The organism is Qipengyuania gaetbuli, assembly GCF_020171365.1.
Classification (GTDB): domain Bacteria; phylum Pseudomonadota; class Alphaproteobacteria; order Sphingomonadales; family Sphingomonadaceae; genus Qipengyuania; species Qipengyuania gaetbuli_B.
Genome location: NZ_JAIUZO010000002.1, coordinates 325,562 through 342,729 on the forward strand (window position 1 = coordinate 325,562; position 17,168 = coordinate 342,729).

Consider the following 17,168-nt stretch of genomic DNA (forward strand, 5'->3'; position numbering starts at 1 on the left):
TCCCGGGATCCGGACAGCGCAAAGGCGCACGGCGGGACACCGATAAAGCAAGGGAGAAAACCATGAAGAAGATGATGACCGCCCTGGCGGCATTTACCCTCGTGGCGGGGGCAACCGCCTGTTCCGAAACTGCGGATACGGAGGCGGCCAGCACGGAAGCAGGCTCCATCGCGGGCGAATGGAAGGCCGATATCGAGTCGGCCAGCTTCGAAAACGACAACCGCGACTGGGTGCTCGCCGATGGCCAGTACCAGTGCAACAGCTGCCTGCCTCCTTACGGCTTCGCCGCCGACGGCCAATGGCAGACGGTCGACCGTCCCGGCACCGACAGCCAGATGATCGAGGTGGTCGACGAGCGCACGGTCAAGTTCTCCAGCCGCTTCAAGGGCGAGGACACAGGCAGTTCGACCATGACCATCAGCGAAGACGGGCAGACCGCAACGGTCGAATGGACCGACCTGTCCGGCGACACGCCGGTCAACGGCAAGTCGACCTTCACCCGCACCGCAGCAGGTCCGGAAGGCTCGCACGCCATGTCTGGCAAGTGGACGACGGCCAACATCGACTCCATCGACGAGGCCGGCCTCAAGTTCACCTTCGCGCTCGATGGCGATACGCTGAGCAACAGCGGCAACGGCAGCAGCTGGACCGCCACGCTGGGCGGCGAACCGGTGGCGATCGAAGGCGACAATTCGGGCACCATGGTCGCAGTCGAAAAGACCGGCGACAACAGCTACCGCGAAACCTATTCGCGCGACGGTGAAACGCTTTCCGTCACCGAACTGACGGTCGAGGGCGACAAGCTCAAGGGCGTCAGCACGGATTCGCGCGACGGCAGCAAGGTGACCTGGACCGCAACACGCCAGTAAGCCTTAGGGCCAGTAGGCGAAGCCCCGGTCCTGCACTGCGCAGGGCCGGGGTTTTATTTGGGATCAGTAGCCGCGCGAAACCGCGAAAAGGGCAGCCTGCGTCATCGCCTGGCGCGCCTTGCCGTCGGGGAAGATCGACAGCGCGTCGATCGCCCGCTGGGCGAAGTGGCGCGCCCGCGCCTTGGTATCGGCCACGGCATTGTGGCTGTCGATCAGGCGGATCGCTTCTTCGAGATCGGCATCGCTGGTCCGGAACCCGCCGATGGCAGCTTTCCAGAAGGTGCGTTCCTCCTCGTTGCCGCGCGCATAGGCGAGAATGACCGGCAGGGTCATCTTGCCTTCGCGGAAATCGTCGCCGCGGTCCTTGCCCATCTGCGCCGCATCGGCATCGTAATCGAGCGCATCGTCCACGAGCTGGAAGGCAACGCCGAGGTTGCGGCCGTATTCGTCGAGCGCGCGTTCCTCTTCCTCGTTGCACTCCGCCACCACGGCGGCGATCCGGCTGGCGGCTGCAAACAGCGCCGCGGTCTTGGCGCGAATGATGTGGAGATAGCGTTCTTCCGAGGTATCGATCTTGCGCTGGGCGGTCAGCTGGTCGACCTCGCCTTCCGCGATGATCGCCGAGGCGCCCGACAGGATCTTGAGCACCTTGAGGCTGCCGTCCTCGGTCATCAGCTCGAAGCTGCGGCTGAACAGGAAATCGCCCACCAGCACGGTGGCCGGATTGCCGAAGATGATGTTGGCCGCCGCCTTGCCGCGCCGCAGGTCGCTGCCGTCGACCACGTCGTCATGCAGCAGCGTGGCGGTGTGGATGAATTCGACCGCCGCAGCCAGCTTGTAGTGGCGCGTGCCGCTGTATCCGACCAGCTCCGCCCCGGCGAGCGTGAGCATGGGGCGCAGGCGCTTGCCCCCGCCCGAAATCAGGTGGCCGGCCAGCGCCGGAATGAGCGGCACTTCGCTCTGCATCCGGTCGAGGATGACCTGGTTGACCTGGTTCATGCCCGACGCGGTCAGCGCCAGCATCGGCTCGATCGAGGGCTCGGGCCCTTTGCGCGGGAGGTGTACGACGTCGGCTGTCATTTCGGCTTGGCCATGGTCTGCACTTGCTTTCTTGGCAAGCGGGGAATTGATGATAGCGTGCTTCACATGACCAACGCGCCAGCACAGGATCCGGTCCTCGCCGGGTATCGCAAGAGCATCGACAATATCGACGCGGCCATCGTGCACATGCTTGCCGAACGGTTCCGCATCACGCAGGCCGTCGGCGCATACAAGGCCAAGGCAACGCTGCCACCGGCCGACCCTTCGCGCGAACAGGAACAGATCGCGCGCCTGCGCAGGCTGGCCGAGGAAAGCGAGCTGGACCCCGAATTCAGCGAGAAATTCCTGCGCTTCATCATCGACGAGGTGATCCGCCACCACGAACAGGCGCGCGAGGGTTAGCCTCCGGCGCGCGGCAGGGTGAGGCTGACCAGCAGTCCACCCAGGTCCTCGCTTTCGCCAAGTTCCACCGATCCGCCGTAGATTTCCGCGACATCGCGCACGATGGCGAGGCCGAGGCCCGTACCCGGCTTGCCCGTGTCGAGCCGTGCGCCGCGGTCGAAGATACGGGTCCGCTCGCTCGGCGGGATGCCTTCGCCGTCGTCCTCGACCCAGATGGTGCAGTCCTTGCCCTCGCGGTCGGCATCGATGGTGACGAAGACGCTGCCGCCGCCGTATTTCGCCGCGTTCTCGATCAAATTGCCGAGGATCTCGTCGAGGTCCTGCCGCTCGATCGACACGGCGGCCTGCTTGTTGCCGTCGACATCGAAGCGCGTGTCCTCGTAGATGCGCGTGACAGCCCGCAGCACGCTTTCCGCGCTCGGCCAGACATCGGCGCGCGAATGGCCCGATGCCCTGCGGCCCACTGCCCTTGCACGCGCAAGGTGGTGTTCCACATGACGCTGCATGGTCTTGGTCTCGCGGAAGACGAGGTCGGATAATTGCGGATCGTTGGCCGTGGCGGCGTTGGTCAGCACGGTCAGCGGGGTCTTCAGCGCATGGGCCAGATTGCCCGCGTGCATCCGCGCCTCTTCAGCCTGTTTCTCGCTATGGGCGAGCAAGCCGTTGATTTCTTCGACCAGCGGCTCGACTTCCAGCGGCAGCGGTTCGGTAATCCGGTTGGCCCCTTCGGAGCGCATGGACTGGATCGCGGCACGCACGCGGCGCAGCGGCGAAAGACCGTAATAGCTCTGCAGGGCGGCCATGATCAGCAGGCCAAGGGCAAGCGCGGCAAAGCTCCACACGAGGATGGAGCGGATACGCGAGATCTGGAAATCCAGCTCCTCGCGCGCCGAGGCGACCGCGAAGGTCCAGCGCGCATCGCTGTCAGGCAGGATGACGCTGCGTTCGACGATACGCAGGGGTTCGCCGGCGAACTGGTAGCTGTCGTAGAAATGCGGATCGTCGTCGAAATGGTCCTGCCGCAGCTTGAGCGGGCTGTCCCACAGCGAACGGGACAACGAGGGTTCGAGCGAATCCGAGGTGTAGCCTTCCTGCCCTTCCGCACTGATCTGGTAGTAGAGCCCGCTGTTGGGCTCGAGGAAGCGCGGCTCGCCGACGGGACGATTGAAGTAGATTTCGCCGTCCGGGCCGACTTCGGCCACCACCAGCATGGCGTTGAGGAGGTATTCCAGCTGGTCGTCGAAATTCTTCTCCACCATGCGCGTCAGCGTGCGGTCGAGCGCGAAGCCGCCGCCCAGCAACAGCACCGCGATCCACACCGCGGCGATCGCCATCATGCGCTTGGCAAGGCTGCGGCGGGGCGGAGCGCCCGGAACCGTCACCCCCCCGTCTTCGGGCGCAGGCGTATCGGCGGGCGGGGTTACCGCCGCACGACGCGCCTCGGCAGCCGGAGTATCCTCAGGCCCGGGGTGCGTCTGCGGGGTCGTCGAGGCTGTACCCAAGTCCACGGATGGTCGTGATCACTTCCGCGCCCAGCTTCTTGCGGATGCGCGTAACGAAGACCTCGATCGTGTTGGAATCGCGGTCGAAATCCTGATCGTAGATATGTTCGATCAGCTCGGTGCGGCTGACCACCTTACCCTTGTGGTGCATGAGGTAACTCAGCAGCTTGTATTCCTGCGCGGTCAGCTTGACCGGCTCGCCTGCCAGCGTGACGCGGCCCGAACGCGTGTCGAGACGCACCTGGCCTGCAGTCAGTTCGCTGGAGGTATTGCCCGAAGCACGGCGGATCAGCGCGCGCAGGCGGGCGATCAGTTCTTCGGTCTGGAAGGGCTTGGCGAGGTAATCGTCGGCGCCGGCATCGAGGCCTGCGACCTTGTCCGACCAGCTGTCACGCGCGGTCAGGACCAGGACGGGGAACTTGCGGCCTTCCTTGCGCCACATGCCGAGCACGGTCAGCCCGTCGATTTCGGGCAGGCCGAGATCGAGAATGACGGCATCGTAATCCTCGGTCGAACCGAGGAAATGGCCGTCCTCGCCATCGGTCGAAAGATCGACCGCATAGCCGTTCTGTTCGAGAGTGGTTTTGAGCTGGAGGCCGAGCGTGGGCTCGTCCTCGACAATCAGGATCCGCATGAATTTCCGTCCTTGTAACCTTTGTGACGCGTGTCGTTCATGTAGATGAACGCGTCAAGATGAACGGAGTTTCTCCGGCGATCAGTTGCTGCGCCGGATTACCCGGCCGGTGCGCGCATCGACATCCACGAACAGCACGCGGCCGTTGCGGATGAACTTGAGGCGATAGGCCACGGCCACGCTGTCATAGGCGGGGCCGAGATATTCGGCATCGCCCATGGTCGGCAGGATGCGCGCCTCGATCTGGCGAAGCGAAAGGGTGCGGCCCGCGCTCATTTCCTTGCGCGCTTCGCCCTGGTCGGAACGGCTCTGCGCCGCGAGCGGGGCCGCAACAATCGGGCCGGCGACGAGGCCGACGGCGAGAAAGGAGGAGAGCAGGCGTTTCATGGTGCCTGTGTGACTAATCGCGATCCATTGAACAAGGTGTGAATACCGCCTTTCGCGCCCGTTCAGCGGGTCATCTCGTATTTCACCAGCACCGAAACGCCGGTCCCGACCTCGCCGGGTTCGATCTGGGTCGTCGCGTCGGCCGAGACGGAGGAGACCGCGATAGCGCCCTCGCCGCGCATCATCGGGCCATAGCTCTGGTAGCTTTCGGACACTTCGAGCAGGCGCACACCGGTATAGCCGCTCATGCGTGCATATTCCTCGGCCATGGCAAGCCCGCTGGCGAAAGCCGCCTTGCGTGCGGCCTGCTTCGCGTCCTTGTCGTCCTCCAGCATGAAGTTCGGGCCGTAAATGTTGTTCGCGCCCGCGCCGACCAGCGCGTCGAGCACTTCGCCTGCACGCTTCAGGTCACGCAGCTTCACGTTGAGCTGGTTGGTCACGTCATAACCGACGAAAGTCGGCTGCCGGCCGTCGTTGTTGTACTGGTACTGGGCGTTCAGGTTGAAGTTCGAGGTCTGGATATCCTTGCGCGCAATGCCGAGCGAACGGAGCTTGTCGATCAGCCGTTCCATCTGCTGAGCGTTGAGGCGCACGGCCTCCTGCGCGGTGGCGGCCCGCGTCGTTACCCCTGCCCCGACCCCCGCGACATCGGGTGCCGTGCGGACCACCTCGTTGACGGTCAGTTCCACTACCGGACCGGTAGCGGCAATCTGGATCTCGGCACCCAGGGCGGGCGAAGCAGCGGCAATCGCGGCGATGGCGGCGGCGGTAACGGTGATGCGGGACATGGCGTAACTCCTTAAACCTCGGTACCTTTTCGGCATCCTTGCTTTACCGATGGCTGAACGGTTCGGTTCCCCGCTTCCCTTGTCGCCGTGAAGCCGTTAGCCAGCCCCAAGCGAAATCAAGGGGACGAGAATGGGTATCCGCAAATTCCTGGCCGGCATGGCAATGGCCGTGATGGCGAGCAGCGCGTCGGCACAGATGCAGCCCGTCCCAGACCGCCAGCCGGGCGAGGCGGAAGGCCCGTTCGAGACCCTCATCGTGTCCGGTGCGACCATGATCGAGGGGTCCGGCGCCCCGCCGATGGGCCCGGTCGATATCGTGATCGAGGGTAACCGCATTGCCGCGATCCACGGGGGCGGCGCGCCGGACGCGGTGAAGGCAGGTGCATCACGCTTGCTCGATGCGCGCGGCATGACAGTCATGCCCGGCTTCGTCGACGTGCACGGCCATAATGGCGATCCCGGTAAGGCCGCCCAACCGTCCTATGGCTATCGCCTGTGGCTAGCCCACGGCGTCACCAGCGTGCGCGGCGTCTCGTTCTATTTCGGCCCCGGCCAGCCCGACCTGACCGATGCCCAGCGCAGCGCGGCGAACACGATCGTCGCGCCGCGGCTCTACCCTTACGCCGTATTCGGCGACAAATGGGGCCGCCCCGCCCCCACGACCCAAGCGGGCGCGCGCGAATGGGTGCGCTGGGCCAAGGCGCAGGGGTTCTGGGGGATCAAGTTCTTCAACTCGCTGATGCCCGATGTCTTCGCCGCCGCGCTGGACGAAGCGGAAAAGCAGGGCATGGGCACGGTCGCCCACCTCGCCCAGCCGGGCGTGCAGCGCGTCAATGCGAAAAAGGCGGTGGAACTGGGCCTCGACGGCGTGACCCATTTCTACGGCCACTTCGAAAGCCTGCTGAGCGACAATGCGCTGGTCCGCTATCCCGAAGGCTACAATTATTTCGACGAGCAATCCCGCTTCGCGTGGGTCGCGCGCCTTGCCGACCAGGTGGTCGAGCCGGGCAGCGAGGAATGGGACGAGTACATCGATTTCCTGGTCGAAAGCGGCGTGACGCTCAGTCCCACCTTCAACATCTATTCCGCCAGCCGCGACGTGATGGCGGCCAAGAACCGCGACTGGCACGCGCGCTATTCGCTGCCCTCGCTGATGGATTTCTACGCCCCCAGCGCGACCAATCACGGCAGCTATTACAAGGACTGGAGCACCGAGGACGAGGTCGCCTGGCGCAAGTTCTACCGTTACTGGTTCGACCTGACGGCAGAATTCCACCGCCGCGGCGGGCGTGTCACCGCGGGCAGTGACCCGGGCTATATCTACCAGACCTGGGGCTTCGCCTATATCGGCGAGCTCGAAATGCTGCGCGAAGCGGGCCTTTCCCCTCTGGAGGTAATTCGCGCCGCGACTATTTCGGGCGCGGAGGAAATCTACGAGCCGCGCGGGGAAGAACCGCCGATGGGCACCATCCAGGTGGGCAAGCTGGCCGATCTCGTCATCGTGCCGGGCAATCCGCTGGACAATCTGAAACTGCTCTACGGCACCGGCCACACGAAGCTCAATTACGAGAGCGGCGAGATCGAGCAGGTCGGCGGCGTGCGCTGGACCATTAAGGACGGCGTGGTCTACGACGCGCCGAAACTGCTCGAAAGCGTGGCCGCCATGGTCGAAGCGCAGAAGGCTCAGCAGCCTTCGGGCGAGTAGCGCTTGCAGCTTGCGGGCCGCGCGACTACCTCGCGGCCCGACATGGCACAGCCCCCCATCCTAAGCCTCGAAGGCATGGCCCTGCAGCAGGGCGGAAAATGGTTGTTCGGCGGTCCCGACCACGAGCCGCTCGACCTGCATATCGGCCCGCGCGACCGGCTCGCGCTGATCGGCCGCAATGGCGTTGGCAAGACCACGCTTTTCCGCATGATTGACGGGCGCATCGAAACCGATGCAGGCACACGCAAGGTCAAGCCGCACGCCAAGATCGTGCTGCTCGAACAGGATCCGGACCTGTCGGGTTACAAGACCCTGCTCGACTGGGCGCTCGCCGGCGAGCACGCGCCGCAGGAGCACGAGGTCGAAGCCATCGCCGGCCAGCTCGGCATCGACATGAGCCGCGAGACCAATGGCGCCAGCGGGGGTGAAAAGCGCCGCGCGGCCATTGCCCGCGCGCTGGCGCAGGACCCCGACCTGCTGCTGATGGACGAGCCGACCAACCACCTCGACCTCGGCGCGATCGACTGGCTGGAGGGCTGGCTCGAACGCTATCGCGGCGCTTTCGTGGTCATCAGCCACGACCGCACCTTCCTGAAGCGCCTGACCCGCGCGACCATCTGGCTCGACCGCGGCATCCTGCGGCGCAAGGAAGTCGGTTTCGGCGGCTACGAGGCGTGGGAAGAACAGGTCTATGCCGAAGAAGCGCGCGCGGCGGAAAAGCTCGACGCCAAGCTGAAGATCGAGGCCCACTGGCTCGAACGCGGCGTGACCGCGCGGCGCAAGCGCAACCAGGGACGGCTCGAAAAGCTGTGGCAGATGCGCGCCCAGCGCGCCTCCATGATCGCCAGTGCCGGCACGGCCAAGCTCAAGCTCGCCACGGAAGAAGACTTCAAGTCGAAGTCGGTCATCGTCGCCGAGAACATCACCAAGTCCTATGGCGACCGCACGATCATCAAGCCCTTCTCGCTGCGCATCCAGCGCGGCGACCGGATCGGCATCGTCGGTGCGAACGGGGCCGGCAAGACCACGCTGCTCAAGATGCTGACCGGCGAAATGCAGCCCGACAGCGGCACGGTCGACATCGCCAAGACGCTGACCGGCGTGATGATCGACCAGCAGCGCCAGCTGCTCGGCGAGGACAAGACCGTGCGGCAGGTGCTGGCCGAAGGCGGCGACTGGATCGACGTTCGGGGGTCGCGCAAACACGTGCAGGGCTATCTCAAGGAGTTCCTGTTCGACCCCAAGATCGTCGATATGAAGGTCGCAGTCCTGTCGGGCGGCGAACGCAGCCGCCTGCTGCTGGCCCGCGAATTCGCCAAGGCATCGAACCTGCTGGTGCTGGACGAGCCAACCAACGATCTCGACCTCGAAACGCTCGACCTGCTGCAGGAAGTGATTGCCGATTACGAAGGCACTGTCCTCATCGTCAGCCACGACCGTGACTTCCTCGACCGCACGGTAACGATCACGCTCGGCCTCGACGGGACCGGCAAGGTGGACGTGGTCGCGGGCGGTTACGAAGATTGGGAAGCCAAGCGGCGCCAGCCGGTCTCCGGCAAGGCGAAAAAGGAAGATAAGGCCCCCGCGCCCGCCCCTGCCCCGCCGCCGTCCAAACCGACCAAGCTGTCGTACAAGGACCAGCGCGATTTCGAGCTGCTGCCCGCGCGGATCGAGGAGCTGGAAGCGGCCATCGCCAAGGGCGAGACAATCCTGTCCGACCCCGGTCTCTACACCTCCGATCCACAGAAATTCGCGACTATCAGCAAGGGCATCGAAAATGCGCGTGCCGAAAAGGACGCAGCGGAAGAGCGCTGGCTGATGCTGGCGGAAATGGTCGAGGCGCTTTGAGCGCAAGGCAGCTGGCCGAAGAGATTGCCGCCTGCCGGCTGTGCGAACGGCACCTGCCGCACGGTGTCCGGCCGGTGGCGAGTTTCTCCCCGACGGCAAGGCTTCTGATCATCGGGCAGGCCCCCGGATCGAAGGTCCATGAAAGCGGCATCCCGTGGGACGATGCGAGCGGCGACCGCCTTCGCGAATGGACCGGCCTGACGAGGGAGCAAATGTACGATCCGGTGCAGGTCGCACTCGTGCCGATGGGCTTCTGCTATCCGGGCAAGGCAAACGGCGGGGACAAGCCCCCGCGCCCCGAATGTGCGCCGCAATGGCATGACCGCGTACTGGACGTGCTTCGGGAAGAGAGGCTTACCCTGCTGGTCGGCACTTACGCGCAGGCGCGTTACCTGCCCGAATCGCGCAAGCTTTCCCTCGTGGAGCGCGTGCGGCGTTTCCGGGACTATCTTCCCGAGTATCTCCCCCTGCCCCATCCCTCGTGGCGCAGCACCTTGTTCATGCGCGCCAATCCGTGGTTCGAGACAGAGGTATTGCCGGAGCTGCGCAATAGGATCGCGCGCCTGCTCTAGCCCGCGTCCCTTTCGGCAAGGAGCTGCCGGTAATACCGCGTGCGGCGGACGATCACAGCGACCAGGATGATCCAGGCAGCCGCCACGAGAATGAAACCCAGCCGCTGAAGGGGCAGCGACCCGATCATCGGCCATTCACCGGTCACGCGGGGCCAGACCACCATGATGGCACCTGCAACGAGCAAGCCGAGCCCCGTCCAGCGCCAGCCTCGCGCGTAGCGACGAATCGCGGGACGTAAGTCGGGAGCTACTCTGCCAATCTTCATACCGCAGACCTTTCAAGCAATCCGGTAGTAGTCCGCCACACGGTCCAGTGCCAACTTCAGTACCAGCTTGCCGCTGCGCACCGGCCAGCCGAGGCCCTTCTCCGCCTCGGGCAGGCTTTCGCAGCCGCAGACTACGCGCCACAGGACATCGGACAGGCCGCTGCCCGCTTCGGCCATCGCCGCGCCGAACCGCGCCTTCGCCGCAAGCTGGCGCTCGGTCGGCGTCATGCCGTCACCGCCGCCACCGTCGACGCGCACCGGGTCCCAGCGCATGGTGACGCCGGGCGAAAGCTGGGCCCGCTCGTAATCCAGCCGCAGTCGTTCCCCGGCTTGGAAGAGGCGGTCGTCCAGATGCCCCCGCGCATGGAGCCAGGACAACGGACTTTCGGCGAGATTTACCGTTACGGTTCGCTTGGCGGCCCTAGCCGAGCCACGACCGCTCACGCCGGTCTCCGTCAATTCTCGTTCGACCAGTTCTCGGCGCATCGGCAGTCTCCTTTGTCTGTGGTGTGCCCTTGCAAAGTTCCGGTTATTGTAGGAAAGGTCAAAAACCATTCCGGTTAAGGGAGAGCCCGAGTGATCAACCGCATCCGCGATATCCGCAAGCAGAAGGGCTGGACGCTGGCCGACCTCGCAGAAGCCTGCGTGCCGCCGACCACCCCGCAGACGGTGGGGCGACTGGAGACGGGGATGCGCAACCTGTCGCTCAAGTGGATGGACCGGATCGCCGCCGCGCTGGAGGTGGAGCCCGAAGTGCTGGTGCGCTCGGAAAACGCCGAACACCCGCAAGTGGTCGCCACGCTCGGTAGGGACGGGCCCGAGGCGCTGGAGACGACGCGCGATGCGATCCTTGCCACCGACCTCGGCGGCAGCGGTTCGCTGATGGTGCTGACGATCGATTATCCCCACGGCGAATACCGGCCCGGCGACCAGCTGTGGCTCCGGCAGATCGCGCCCGAAGACGCCGCCCGCGCCGTCAACCGCGACGTGCTGGTACCGAAGAAGGCCGGCCGCTTCGCCTTCGGTCGGCTGATCGACCGGCAGGGCAGCCTCGTCGGCATCCTTCCGCCGGGGCATGGCGAAAAGCAGCAGGTCGTCGATGGGCCTGCGTGGATCGGGGTCGCCGAAATGCTGGTCCGCCGGCTGTGAGCGACGCGCCCAAATGCCGGGTTCTCGTCCTCTCCACGCTCTGGCCGAACGAGGCGCACCCGCGCTTCGGCACGTTCGTCGCCCGTTCGATCGAGGCGCTCGCACGCGAAACCGGCTGGCAACCCGTGGTCATCAATCCCATCGGCCTGCCGCCCGTGGTCTTCGGCCGCTACAAGACCGTGCGCGATGCGGCGGTGAGCGGGACGGAAAAGGGCGTCGAGGTCCACCGGCCCGTCTTCCGCCTGCTTCCCAAAGTCGGCGGCAGGCTCAACCCGGCGCTGATCGCGGCAGCCGTTATGCCGCTCGCCCGCACGCTTCACGAGGCGGCACCCTTCGACCTCGTCGATGCGCAATTCTTCTATCCCGATGGACCCGCGGCCATGCGTGTCGCGGGCGAACTCGGCCTGCCCTTTTCGGTCAAGGCGCGCGGGGCGGACATCCATTACTGGGGCGCGCGCAGCTACGGCCTCGCGGCGCTGCGCGAAACGGCAGACAAGGCGGCAGGCGTGCTCGCCGTGTCCGACGCGCTGGCAGACGACATGGCCGCGCTGGGAATACAGCGCGAGAAAATCACGATCCACCGCACCGGCCTCGACCGCGACCGGTTCCGCCCCCTCGGCCATACGCAGTTGCGCGCGCGACTGGCGGAAGAACTGGGCCTCCCGCTATCCAAGGACGACCGGTTGCTCGCCACGGTAGGCGCGCTGATCGAGCGCAAGGGGCAGGCGCTGGTCATCAAGGCGCTCGGCGATCTGCCTGAGGCCCGCCTTCTCCTGGTCGGCAAGGGAGAGGACGAGGCCAGCCTGCGCGCGCTCGCACGCTCGGAAGGCGTGGCGGAGCGCGTGCACTTCCTCGGCTTGCTCGACCACGACCTCCTGCCGCTGGTGCTGTCGGCTGCGGACGCGATGGTCCTGCCCTCTGCCAGCGAAGGCCTTGCCAACGCCTGGATCGAGGCTCTCGCCTGCGGCACCCCCATCGTCATCACCGATGCGGGCGGCGCGCGCGAAGTGGTCGATACGCCGGTGGCCGGCGTGATCGTCGCCCGCCGGACCGAGGCGGTGCGCGAAGGTATCCGGCTGGTATTGCAAAACAGGCGGCCACCCGAGGAGGTAGCCGCCTGCGTCAAGGAATACAGCTGGGAGGCGAACGGACGGGCGCTGGCCGCCCATTACGATCGCCTGCTGGAAGGTTAGACTTCGCCGCGGGCGACCTTTTCCTGCCGGTCGGCTACCGTTTCTTCCGGAACGAAACTGTCCGAGGTCACGCCCATCCACACCAGCAGCGGCGCTGCCATGTAGACCGAGCTGTAGGTGCCCACGAACAGGCCGAGCGTGATCGCGGCGGTAAGGCCGAACAGGCTCGCCGGGCCGACGAACAGCAGCGGCAGCAGCGCCAGCAGCAGCGTCAGCGAGGTCATCACGGTACGCGCCAGCGTCTCGTTGACCGACAGGTCGAGCAGCTCGGGCAGCGGCATCTTGCGATACTTCTTCAGGTTCTCGCGGATGCGGTCGTAGACGACGATCGTATCGTTCAGCGAATAGCCGATGATGGCCAGGATCGCCGCGATGATCTGGAGGCTGAATTCCATCTGGAACAGCGCGAACATCCCCAGCGCCAGCGACACGTCGTGGAACAGCGCGAAGAGCGCGCCCACCCCGAATTGCCATTCGAAGCGTATCCAGATGTAGAGCGCCACCGCCAGCATAGCGGCGACCAGCGCGAAGATCGCGTCCTCGCGGAATTCGCCCGAGACCTTGCCCGACACGTTGTCGTTCCCGTCGAGACGGAAATCGGGGTAGTTGCCCTGCAGTTCCGCAACGACCTCGTTGGCGGCAGCCTGCGCAGCGTCGTTATCGGCCGCCACCTCGTCGGGCAGGCGGACGCGGATCGAGACCTGGTTGTCCTCGCCGAAACGCTGGACAACCGGGCTTTGGTAGCCGAGGTTCTCGACATCCTCGCGCAGTTCAGCGACCGGCGCCTCGGCCCGTTCGGTGAAGGTCGCGCGCACTTCGAGACCGCCGGCGAAATCCACGCCGTAGTTGAGCCCCTTGGTGAAGACCATCGCCCAGCTGCCCGCGATCAGCAGGATGCTGACCACGAAGAAGGGGAAGCGCCACTTGAGGAACTTGATGTTGGTGTCGTCGGGGACGAGCTTGAGAAGTTTCATCGTCCGTTACCTCAAAGATTGATGTCGGTGGGGCGCGTCTTGCGCAGCCAGCCGGCAACCCACATGCGGGTGAGCGGCACGGCGGTGAACACGCTGGTGAAGAGACCCACCACGAGCACGACCGCGAAGCCCTTGATCGGGCCCGAACCGAAATTGAACAGCAGCACGCCGGCAATGAAGTTCGTGACGTTGGCGTCGTAGATCGCGCGGCTGGCTTCCTTGTAGCCGTTCTCCACCGCGGCCACGACCCGCCGCCCGCGCTTGCGTTCTTCGCGGATGCGTTCGTTGATCAGCACGTTGGCGTCGACCGCCGCACCGATGGTCAGCACGAAGCCGGCAAGGCCGGGCAAGGTCAGCGTCATGTTGAGCGCGGCCATGATGCCCAGCAGCATGAACACGTTGATGACCAGTGCCACCGTCGCATAGATGCCGAAGCGCCCGTACGTCACGATCATCAGGCCCATCACCAGCAGCGTGCCGAGGAGGATGGCGATCATGCCCTGCTTGATCGAATCGGCGCCGAGGTCGGGACCGACGGTACGTTCCTCCACCACGCTGAGATCGACCGGCAGTGCGCCCGAACGCAGCTGGATGGCGAGGTTGTTCGCGCTTTCGACAGTGAAGCTGCCCGAAATCTGCGACTGGCCGTTCTGGATCGGCTCCTGCATCCGCGGGGCCGAGATAACCTCGCCGTCGAGGATGATCGCGAACTGGCGGCCGGTGTACTGCGTCGTCATGCGCGCAAAGCGGCGGCCGCCGTCGGGGTTGAAGGTGATCGAGACGACCGGCTCGTTGGTACGCGGATCGAAGCTCTGCTGCGCGCTCGTCAGCGTTTCGCCGTCGATGCCGCCGATACGCTGGACCACGACGCCGTTGGGGAAGCCCTCGCCTTCGGCATAGGGCACCACTTCGCCGCCCGCGACGAAGCCGCGCTGGACTTCTTCCGCGCTCGCCTGGCGTTCGACCAGCTTGAATTCGAGCTTGGCGGTCTTGCCAAGCAGTTCCTTCAGCTGTTCGGGATCCTGCAGGCCCGGAACCTGGACCACGATGCGGGTGTCGCCCTGGCGCAGGATGGTCGGCTCGCGCGTGCCGAGGCCGTCGATACGGATACCGACGGTGCGCAGCGCGCCTTCCATCGCGGCATCGACCGCATTGTCGAGGCCCGCTTGGGTCGGCGTCAGGACGAACCGCTGGCCGTCGACGACCTGGAGATCCCATTCGCGCACCGGTCCGGTGCCGTTCATGATGGCTTCGAGTTCGGCGCGCGCGCGGTCTACCTCGGTGACGTCGTCGAGCAGGAAGCTCAGCTGGCCGTCGGCGGTCGAGACATCGCCGATGCGGATGCGAGGTTCTGCCCGGCGCATGGCATTGCGGACGCTTTCTTCCAGGTCCTCGAGCCTGGTCGCGGCGACATCGGCGCGGTCGGCTTCGAGCAGGATGTGGCTACCGCCGGCAAGGTCGAGGCCGAGATTGATCGTCGGCTCGGGAAGCTGCTCGGGCCAGTCGAGATTGGCGAGCGAGAAGATGGACGGCAGCGACAGGAGCATGCCGACGACGGCGATGCCCCACAGGAACGCTTTCCTCCAGGTTGGAAATTCGAGCATGGCTTGGATTACGCCTTTTGCCGGGTCAGTCGTTGGCGGGCTTGGTCGCAGTGCCCGAAAGCACTTCGCCGATGGTGTTGCGGACCGCGCGGACCTTCATGCCCTTGGCGAGTTCGACTTCGACGAACTGGTCTTCCACCTTGGTGATGCGACCCACGAGGCCGCCAGCGGTCACCACTTCGTCACCACGCTTCAGTCCGGCGATCTTTTCCTGGTGCGCCTTCTGCTGGCGCATCTGCGGGCGGATCATCAGGAACCAGAAGACGGCGAAGATCGCCACCCACGGAAGGATCTGGAGCCACACGGGCGGCTGGGCTGCGGCGGAGCCGGCTGCGGCGAGAAGGTCGATCATGCGGGAATTGCCTGTGTCCGTTCGTAAATTGATCCGTGCGAGGTAGGTCCGCTTTGGCTGCAATCAAGCAGCGACAGGCGCACCTCCCCCTCGATGTGGCGCGCAGCTAGCAGGATCGCGATTGCAGGGCAATGAATTGCCCGCGCTAGACGCTTGCCATGCACAGGAGCGGGGCCTATAGGGCCGCCTCCACTGGTATCGGGACGTGGCGCAGTCTGGTAGCGCACTATACTGGGGGTGTAGGGGTCGCTGGTTCGAATCCAGTCGTCCCGACCAGTGGTTTCCCTTCCAAATCGATGGAAATGTCGCGCTACATCAGCGCGCGAGCGCGTGCGTCAGCCCGGGCTGATCGAGCCGCCACCGCCACCGCCGCCCACAGCGGCGATCAGGCCTGCCCCGAAGAATCCGAGCAGGATGCCGATGGCGGTGTTGGGCTTGGGTTCGGCAAGGCGTGCCGCGCCGCATCCGGCATCGTCGGCCCAGTCGAGCCAGTCCTGCCAGGTGTAGGTGCGATCGTTGGCGACATCGCGATAGGTCTTGCCGACATAACGCCAGTTCTCGGGCGCGTTTCCGGCGTCCAGATAGGCGGTGTATTCGGGCCGGATACGGTCGCAGTCCCAATATTCGGGCGCTTCAAGCGCACCTTGCGTGTCGGACGCGATCGGCTGCGCAGATTGCGCCAGCGCGCTACCGCCGACCAGCGCAATCGCTGCGGCAGAGGCGACAAGAGTTGGAATTGCGCGTTTCATCCGGTGCTCCGAGCCCCTTCGACTTGCCTGCCGATACCGCAGAAATGCCTGTAATTCAATGAACGGGTGCGCCTCGATCACCGGCCTTCCCCACCCCGATTTCCTACAAGTGCCAATACGGTCATTTTTTCTGCAAAGGAGAAATCAAATGGCACTTATCGAATCACTTATCGGCCCCATCGCCTTGATCATCGACAAGATCATCCCCGACAGGCAAGCCCGCGCAAAGGCGAAGCTGGAACTGCTCGCGCTGGAAGGCACGCATGAACTCAAGTCCATTGAAGCCCGCCTTTCCGCCATCGTCGCCGAGGCCAACTCGGCCGATCCGTGGACCAGCCGCGCGCGGCCCAGCTTCCTCTACGTGATGTATGCGATCATCCTGTTCGCCATCCCGATGGGGGTGCTGGCAGCCTTCTCGCCGCAGGCGGCAGGCGACATCGGCGACGGCATCACGCGTTATCTTCGCGGACTGCCGGACGAGCTCTACGCGCTCTTCGGCACCGGCTATCTCGGCTACACCGCGGCACGCCAGTGGGGGAAGGCCAAGGGCGTGGAACGGTAATTTCGCCAGGACCGTGTTCCATCCGTTCCATCCTGTGGGGGCCGGCGGGACGCAATCCGGCTTTTGCCTTGCGTCCCGACTGGGCTAGGACAGGCCCCATGACCGACACCGTCTTCGTCCTCAACGGCCCCAATCTCAACCTCCTCGGCACGCGCGAGCCGGAGACCTACGGCTCCGACACGCTGGCCGATATCGAGGCGAGCCTCGTCGAACAGGCACGCGGACTTGGGGTGGCAGTCGACTTCCGCCAGACCAATCACGAAGGCGTGCTGGTCGACTGGCTTCATGAAGCGCGGGCCAGCGGCGCGAAGGCGGTACTGCTCAACGCCGGCGCCTATACCCACACCTCGATTGCCCTCCTCGATGCGATCCGCGCAATCGGGGTGCCGGTAATCGAGGTTCACCTGTCCGATCCCGCCCAGCGCGAGGCTTTCCGGCACGTTTCCTACGTGGGGATGGCCGCTGCCGACGAGGTGAAAGGGCTGGGTGCGCGCAGCTATGCCGTAGCGTTGGACAAGGCCGCCGCGCTGTAAACAGCTTGCCCCCTCCCCCTTGTCAGTTTGATGACAGA

20 protein-coding genes and 1 tRNA gene are annotated in these 17,168 nt (G+C 65.2%); 10 read left to right on the forward strand and 11 right to left on the reverse strand.

Annotation, left to right across the window (positions count from 1 at the left end; translation table 11 throughout):
• Positions 1-62 precede the first annotated feature (62 nt).
• A complete protein-coding gene (locus LCL94_RS02045; RefSeq protein WP_224830767.1) occupies positions 63-869 on the forward strand; it encodes a hypothetical protein in 807 nt (268 codons plus the stop codon).
• A 63-nt stretch (positions 870-932) separates the two neighbouring features.
• Here the strand turns inward: LCL94_RS02045 and LCL94_RS02050 are convergent, their stop codons facing one another.
• Positions 933-1,949: a polyprenyl synthetase family protein gene (locus tag LCL94_RS02050; RefSeq protein WP_224830768.1), complete on the reverse strand. Its 1,017-nt coding sequence runs from the start codon at positions 1,947-1,949 to the stop codon at positions 933-935.
• Positions 1,950-2,015: 66 nt separating this feature from the next.
• Between LCL94_RS02050 and LCL94_RS02055 the strand changes: the two genes are divergently transcribed.
• The gene (locus LCL94_RS02055) at positions 2,016-2,312 is read left to right on the forward strand and encodes a chorismate mutase (protein ID WP_224830769.1); all 297 of its coding nucleotides are present in this window, start codon (positions 2,016-2,018) and stop codon (positions 2,310-2,312) included.
• Here LCL94_RS02055 and LCL94_RS02060 read toward each other — a convergent pair.
• The 4 genes from LCL94_RS02060 to LCL94_RS02075 form a co-directional block, all read right to left on the reverse strand.
• The gene (locus tag LCL94_RS02060) at positions 2,309-3,649 is read right to left on the reverse strand and encodes an ATP-binding protein (RefSeq protein ID WP_222554230.1); all 1,341 of its coding nucleotides are present in this window, start codon (positions 3,647-3,649) and stop codon (positions 2,309-2,311) included. The genes LCL94_RS02055 and LCL94_RS02060 overlap by 4 nt on opposite strands.
• A gap of 121 nt (positions 3,650-3,770) precedes the next feature.
• The gene (locus tag LCL94_RS02065) at positions 3,771-4,448 is read right to left on the reverse strand and encodes a response regulator transcription factor (protein WP_160607510.1); all 678 of its coding nucleotides are present in this window, start codon (positions 4,446-4,448) and stop codon (positions 3,771-3,773) included.
• Between the two features lie 81 nt (positions 4,449-4,529).
• Complete coding sequence (locus LCL94_RS02070; RefSeq protein ID WP_224830770.1) at positions 4,530-4,835, reverse strand: PepSY domain-containing protein; 306 nt, start codon at positions 4,833-4,835, stop codon at positions 4,530-4,532.
• Positions 4,836-4,897: 62 nt separating this feature from the next.
• On the reverse strand, positions 4,898-5,623 hold the full coding sequence (locus LCL94_RS02075; protein WP_224830771.1) for an SIMPL domain-containing protein: 726 nt from the start codon (positions 5,621-5,623) through the stop codon (positions 4,898-4,900).
• A 130-nt stretch (positions 5,624-5,753) separates the two neighbouring features.
• Here LCL94_RS02075 and LCL94_RS02080 point away from each other — a divergent pair, with 130 nt between their 5' ends.
• The 3 genes from LCL94_RS02080 to LCL94_RS02090 are packed head-to-tail and all read left to right on the forward strand — an operon-like array spanning position 5,754 to position 9,748.
• Positions 5,754-7,328: an amidohydrolase family protein gene (locus LCL94_RS02080; RefSeq protein ID WP_224830772.1), complete on the forward strand. Its 1,575-nt coding sequence runs from the start codon at positions 5,754-5,756 to the stop codon at positions 7,326-7,328.
• 42 nt (positions 7,329-7,370) lie between these two features.
• The gene (locus LCL94_RS02085) at positions 7,371-9,176 is read left to right on the forward strand and encodes an ABC-F family ATP-binding cassette domain-containing protein (protein WP_224830773.1); all 1,806 of its coding nucleotides are present in this window, start codon (positions 7,371-7,373) and stop codon (positions 9,174-9,176) included.
• On the forward strand, positions 9,173-9,748 hold the full coding sequence (locus LCL94_RS02090; protein WP_224830774.1) for a uracil-DNA glycosylase family protein: 576 nt from the start codon (positions 9,173-9,175) through the stop codon (positions 9,746-9,748). Before LCL94_RS02085 ends, LCL94_RS02090 begins: the two co-directional genes overlap by 4 nt.
• Here the strand turns inward: LCL94_RS02090 and LCL94_RS02095 are convergent.
• Complete coding sequence (locus tag LCL94_RS02095) at positions 9,745-9,933, reverse strand: hypothetical protein (RefSeq protein ID WP_224830775.1); 189 nt, start codon at positions 9,931-9,933, stop codon at positions 9,745-9,747. The two genes, LCL94_RS02090 and LCL94_RS02095, sit on opposite strands and share 4 nt — an antisense overlap.
• Positions 9,934-10,026: 93 nt before the next feature.
• Entirely contained in the window at positions 10,027-10,500 is a 474-nt protein-coding gene (locus LCL94_RS02100; protein WP_224830776.1) for a DUF6456 domain-containing protein, read from the reverse strand.
• Positions 10,501-10,590: 90 nt separating this feature from the next.
• On the opposite strand from LCL94_RS02100, the gene LCL94_RS02105 reads away from it, so the two are divergent.
• Together LCL94_RS02105 and LCL94_RS02110 are read left to right on the forward strand one after the other, a co-directional pair.
• A complete protein-coding gene (locus LCL94_RS02105; RefSeq protein WP_222554125.1) occupies positions 10,591-11,163 on the forward strand; it encodes a helix-turn-helix transcriptional regulator in 573 nt (190 codons plus the stop codon).
• A complete protein-coding gene (locus LCL94_RS02110) occupies positions 11,160-12,356 on the forward strand; it encodes a glycosyltransferase (RefSeq protein ID WP_224830777.1) in 1,197 nt (398 codons plus the stop codon). Before LCL94_RS02105 ends, LCL94_RS02110 begins: the two co-directional genes overlap by 4 nt.
• On the opposite strand, the gene secF is transcribed toward LCL94_RS02110, so the two are convergent.
• From secF to yajC, 3 genes are read right to left on the reverse strand one after another with little or no spacing between them, the layout of a single operon-like run.
• The gene (gene secF / locus LCL94_RS02115; RefSeq protein ID WP_224830778.1) at positions 12,353-13,330 is read right to left on the reverse strand and encodes a protein translocase subunit SecF; all 978 of its coding nucleotides are present in this window, start codon (positions 13,328-13,330) and stop codon (positions 12,353-12,355) included. The genes LCL94_RS02110 and secF overlap by 4 nt on opposite strands.
• Positions 13,331-13,341: 11 nt before the next feature.
• Positions 13,342-14,934: a protein translocase subunit SecD gene (gene secD, locus LCL94_RS02120; RefSeq protein WP_224830779.1), complete on the reverse strand. Its 1,593-nt coding sequence runs from the start codon at positions 14,932-14,934 to the stop codon at positions 13,342-13,344.
• Between the two features lie 25 nt (positions 14,935-14,959).
• Positions 14,960-15,286, reverse strand: coding sequence for a preprotein translocase subunit YajC (yajC, locus tag LCL94_RS02125; RefSeq protein WP_224830780.1), 327 nt, complete (start codon positions 15,284-15,286; stop codon positions 14,960-14,962).
• A gap of 199 nt (positions 15,287-15,485) precedes the next feature.
• On the opposite strand from yajC, the gene LCL94_RS02130 reads away from it, so the two are divergent.
• Positions 15,486-15,562 (forward strand) — tRNA-Pro (locus LCL94_RS02130).
• A gap of 59 nt (positions 15,563-15,621) precedes the next feature.
• On the opposite strand, the gene LCL94_RS02135 is transcribed toward LCL94_RS02130, so the two are convergent.
• Positions 15,622-16,035, reverse strand: a complete 414-nt coding sequence (locus tag LCL94_RS02135) for a hypothetical protein (protein WP_224830781.1) — start codon at positions 16,033-16,035, stop codon at positions 15,622-15,624.
• A 148-nt stretch (positions 16,036-16,183) separates the two neighbouring features.
• Between LCL94_RS02135 and LCL94_RS02140 the strand changes: the two genes are divergently transcribed.
• Together LCL94_RS02140 and LCL94_RS02145 are read left to right on the forward strand one after the other, a co-directional pair.
• Complete coding sequence (locus LCL94_RS02140) at positions 16,184-16,597, forward strand: holin family protein (RefSeq protein WP_224830782.1); 414 nt, start codon at positions 16,184-16,186, stop codon at positions 16,595-16,597.
• 98 nt (positions 16,598-16,695) lie between these two features.
• Positions 16,696-17,130 carry a type II 3-dehydroquinate dehydratase gene (locus tag LCL94_RS02145; protein ID WP_224830783.1) on the forward strand — a complete coding sequence of 145 codons (435 nt, stop codon included), beginning with the start codon at positions 16,696-16,698 and terminating at the stop codon, positions 17,128-17,130.
• The last annotated feature ends 38 nt before the right edge of the window (positions 17,131-17,168 follow it).

Coding starts and splice junctions, on each gene's coding strand:
- LCL94_RS02045 (WP_224830767.1), top strand. CDS start 63: ATGAAGAAGATGATGACCGCCCTGGCGGCATTTACCCTCGTGGCGGGG.
- LCL94_RS02050 (WP_224830768.1), bottom strand. CDS start 1,949: ATGACAGCCGACGTCGTACACCTCCCGCGCAAAGGGCCCGAGCCCTCG.
- LCL94_RS02055 (WP_224830769.1), top strand. CDS start 2,016: ATGACCAACGCGCCAGCACAGGATCCGGTCCTCGCCGGGTATCGCAAG.
- LCL94_RS02060 (WP_222554230.1), bottom strand. CDS start 3,649: ATGATGGCGATCGCCGCGGTGTGGATCGCGGTGCTGTTGCTGGGCGGC.
- LCL94_RS02065 (WP_160607510.1), bottom strand. CDS start 4,448: ATGCGGATCCTGATTGTCGAGGACGAGCCCACGCTCGGCCTCCAGCTC.
- LCL94_RS02070 (WP_224830770.1), bottom strand. CDS start 4,835: ATGAAACGCCTGCTCTCCTCCTTTCTCGCCGTCGGCCTCGTCGCCGGC.
- LCL94_RS02075 (WP_224830771.1), bottom strand. CDS start 5,623: ATGTCCCGCATCACCGTTACCGCCGCCGCCATCGCCGCGATTGCCGCT.
- LCL94_RS02080 (WP_224830772.1), top strand. CDS start 5,754: ATGGGTATCCGCAAATTCCTGGCCGGCATGGCAATGGCCGTGATGGCG.
- LCL94_RS02085 (WP_224830773.1), top strand. CDS start 7,371: ATGGCACAGCCCCCCATCCTAAGCCTCGAAGGCATGGCCCTGCAGCAG.
- LCL94_RS02100 (WP_224830776.1), bottom strand. CDS start 10,500: ATGCGCCGAGAACTGGTCGAACGAGAATTGACGGAGACCGGCGTGAGC.
- secF (WP_224830778.1), bottom strand. CDS start 13,330: ATGAAACTTCTCAAGCTCGTCCCCGACGACACCAACATCAAGTTCCTC.
- secD (WP_224830779.1), bottom strand. CDS start 14,934: ATGCTCGAATTTCCAACCTGGAGGAAAGCGTTCCTGTGGGGCATCGCC.
- yajC (WP_224830780.1), bottom strand. CDS start 15,286: ATGATCGACCTTCTCGCCGCAGCCGGCTCCGCCGCAGCCCAGCCGCCC.
- LCL94_RS02135 (WP_224830781.1), bottom strand. CDS start 16,035: ATGAAACGCGCAATTCCAACTCTTGTCGCCTCTGCCGCAGCGATTGCG.
- LCL94_RS02140 (WP_224830782.1), top strand. CDS start 16,184: ATGGCACTTATCGAATCACTTATCGGCCCCATCGCCTTGATCATCGAC.
- LCL94_RS02145 (WP_224830783.1), top strand. CDS start 16,696: ATGACCGACACCGTCTTCGTCCTCAACGGCCCCAATCTCAACCTCCTC.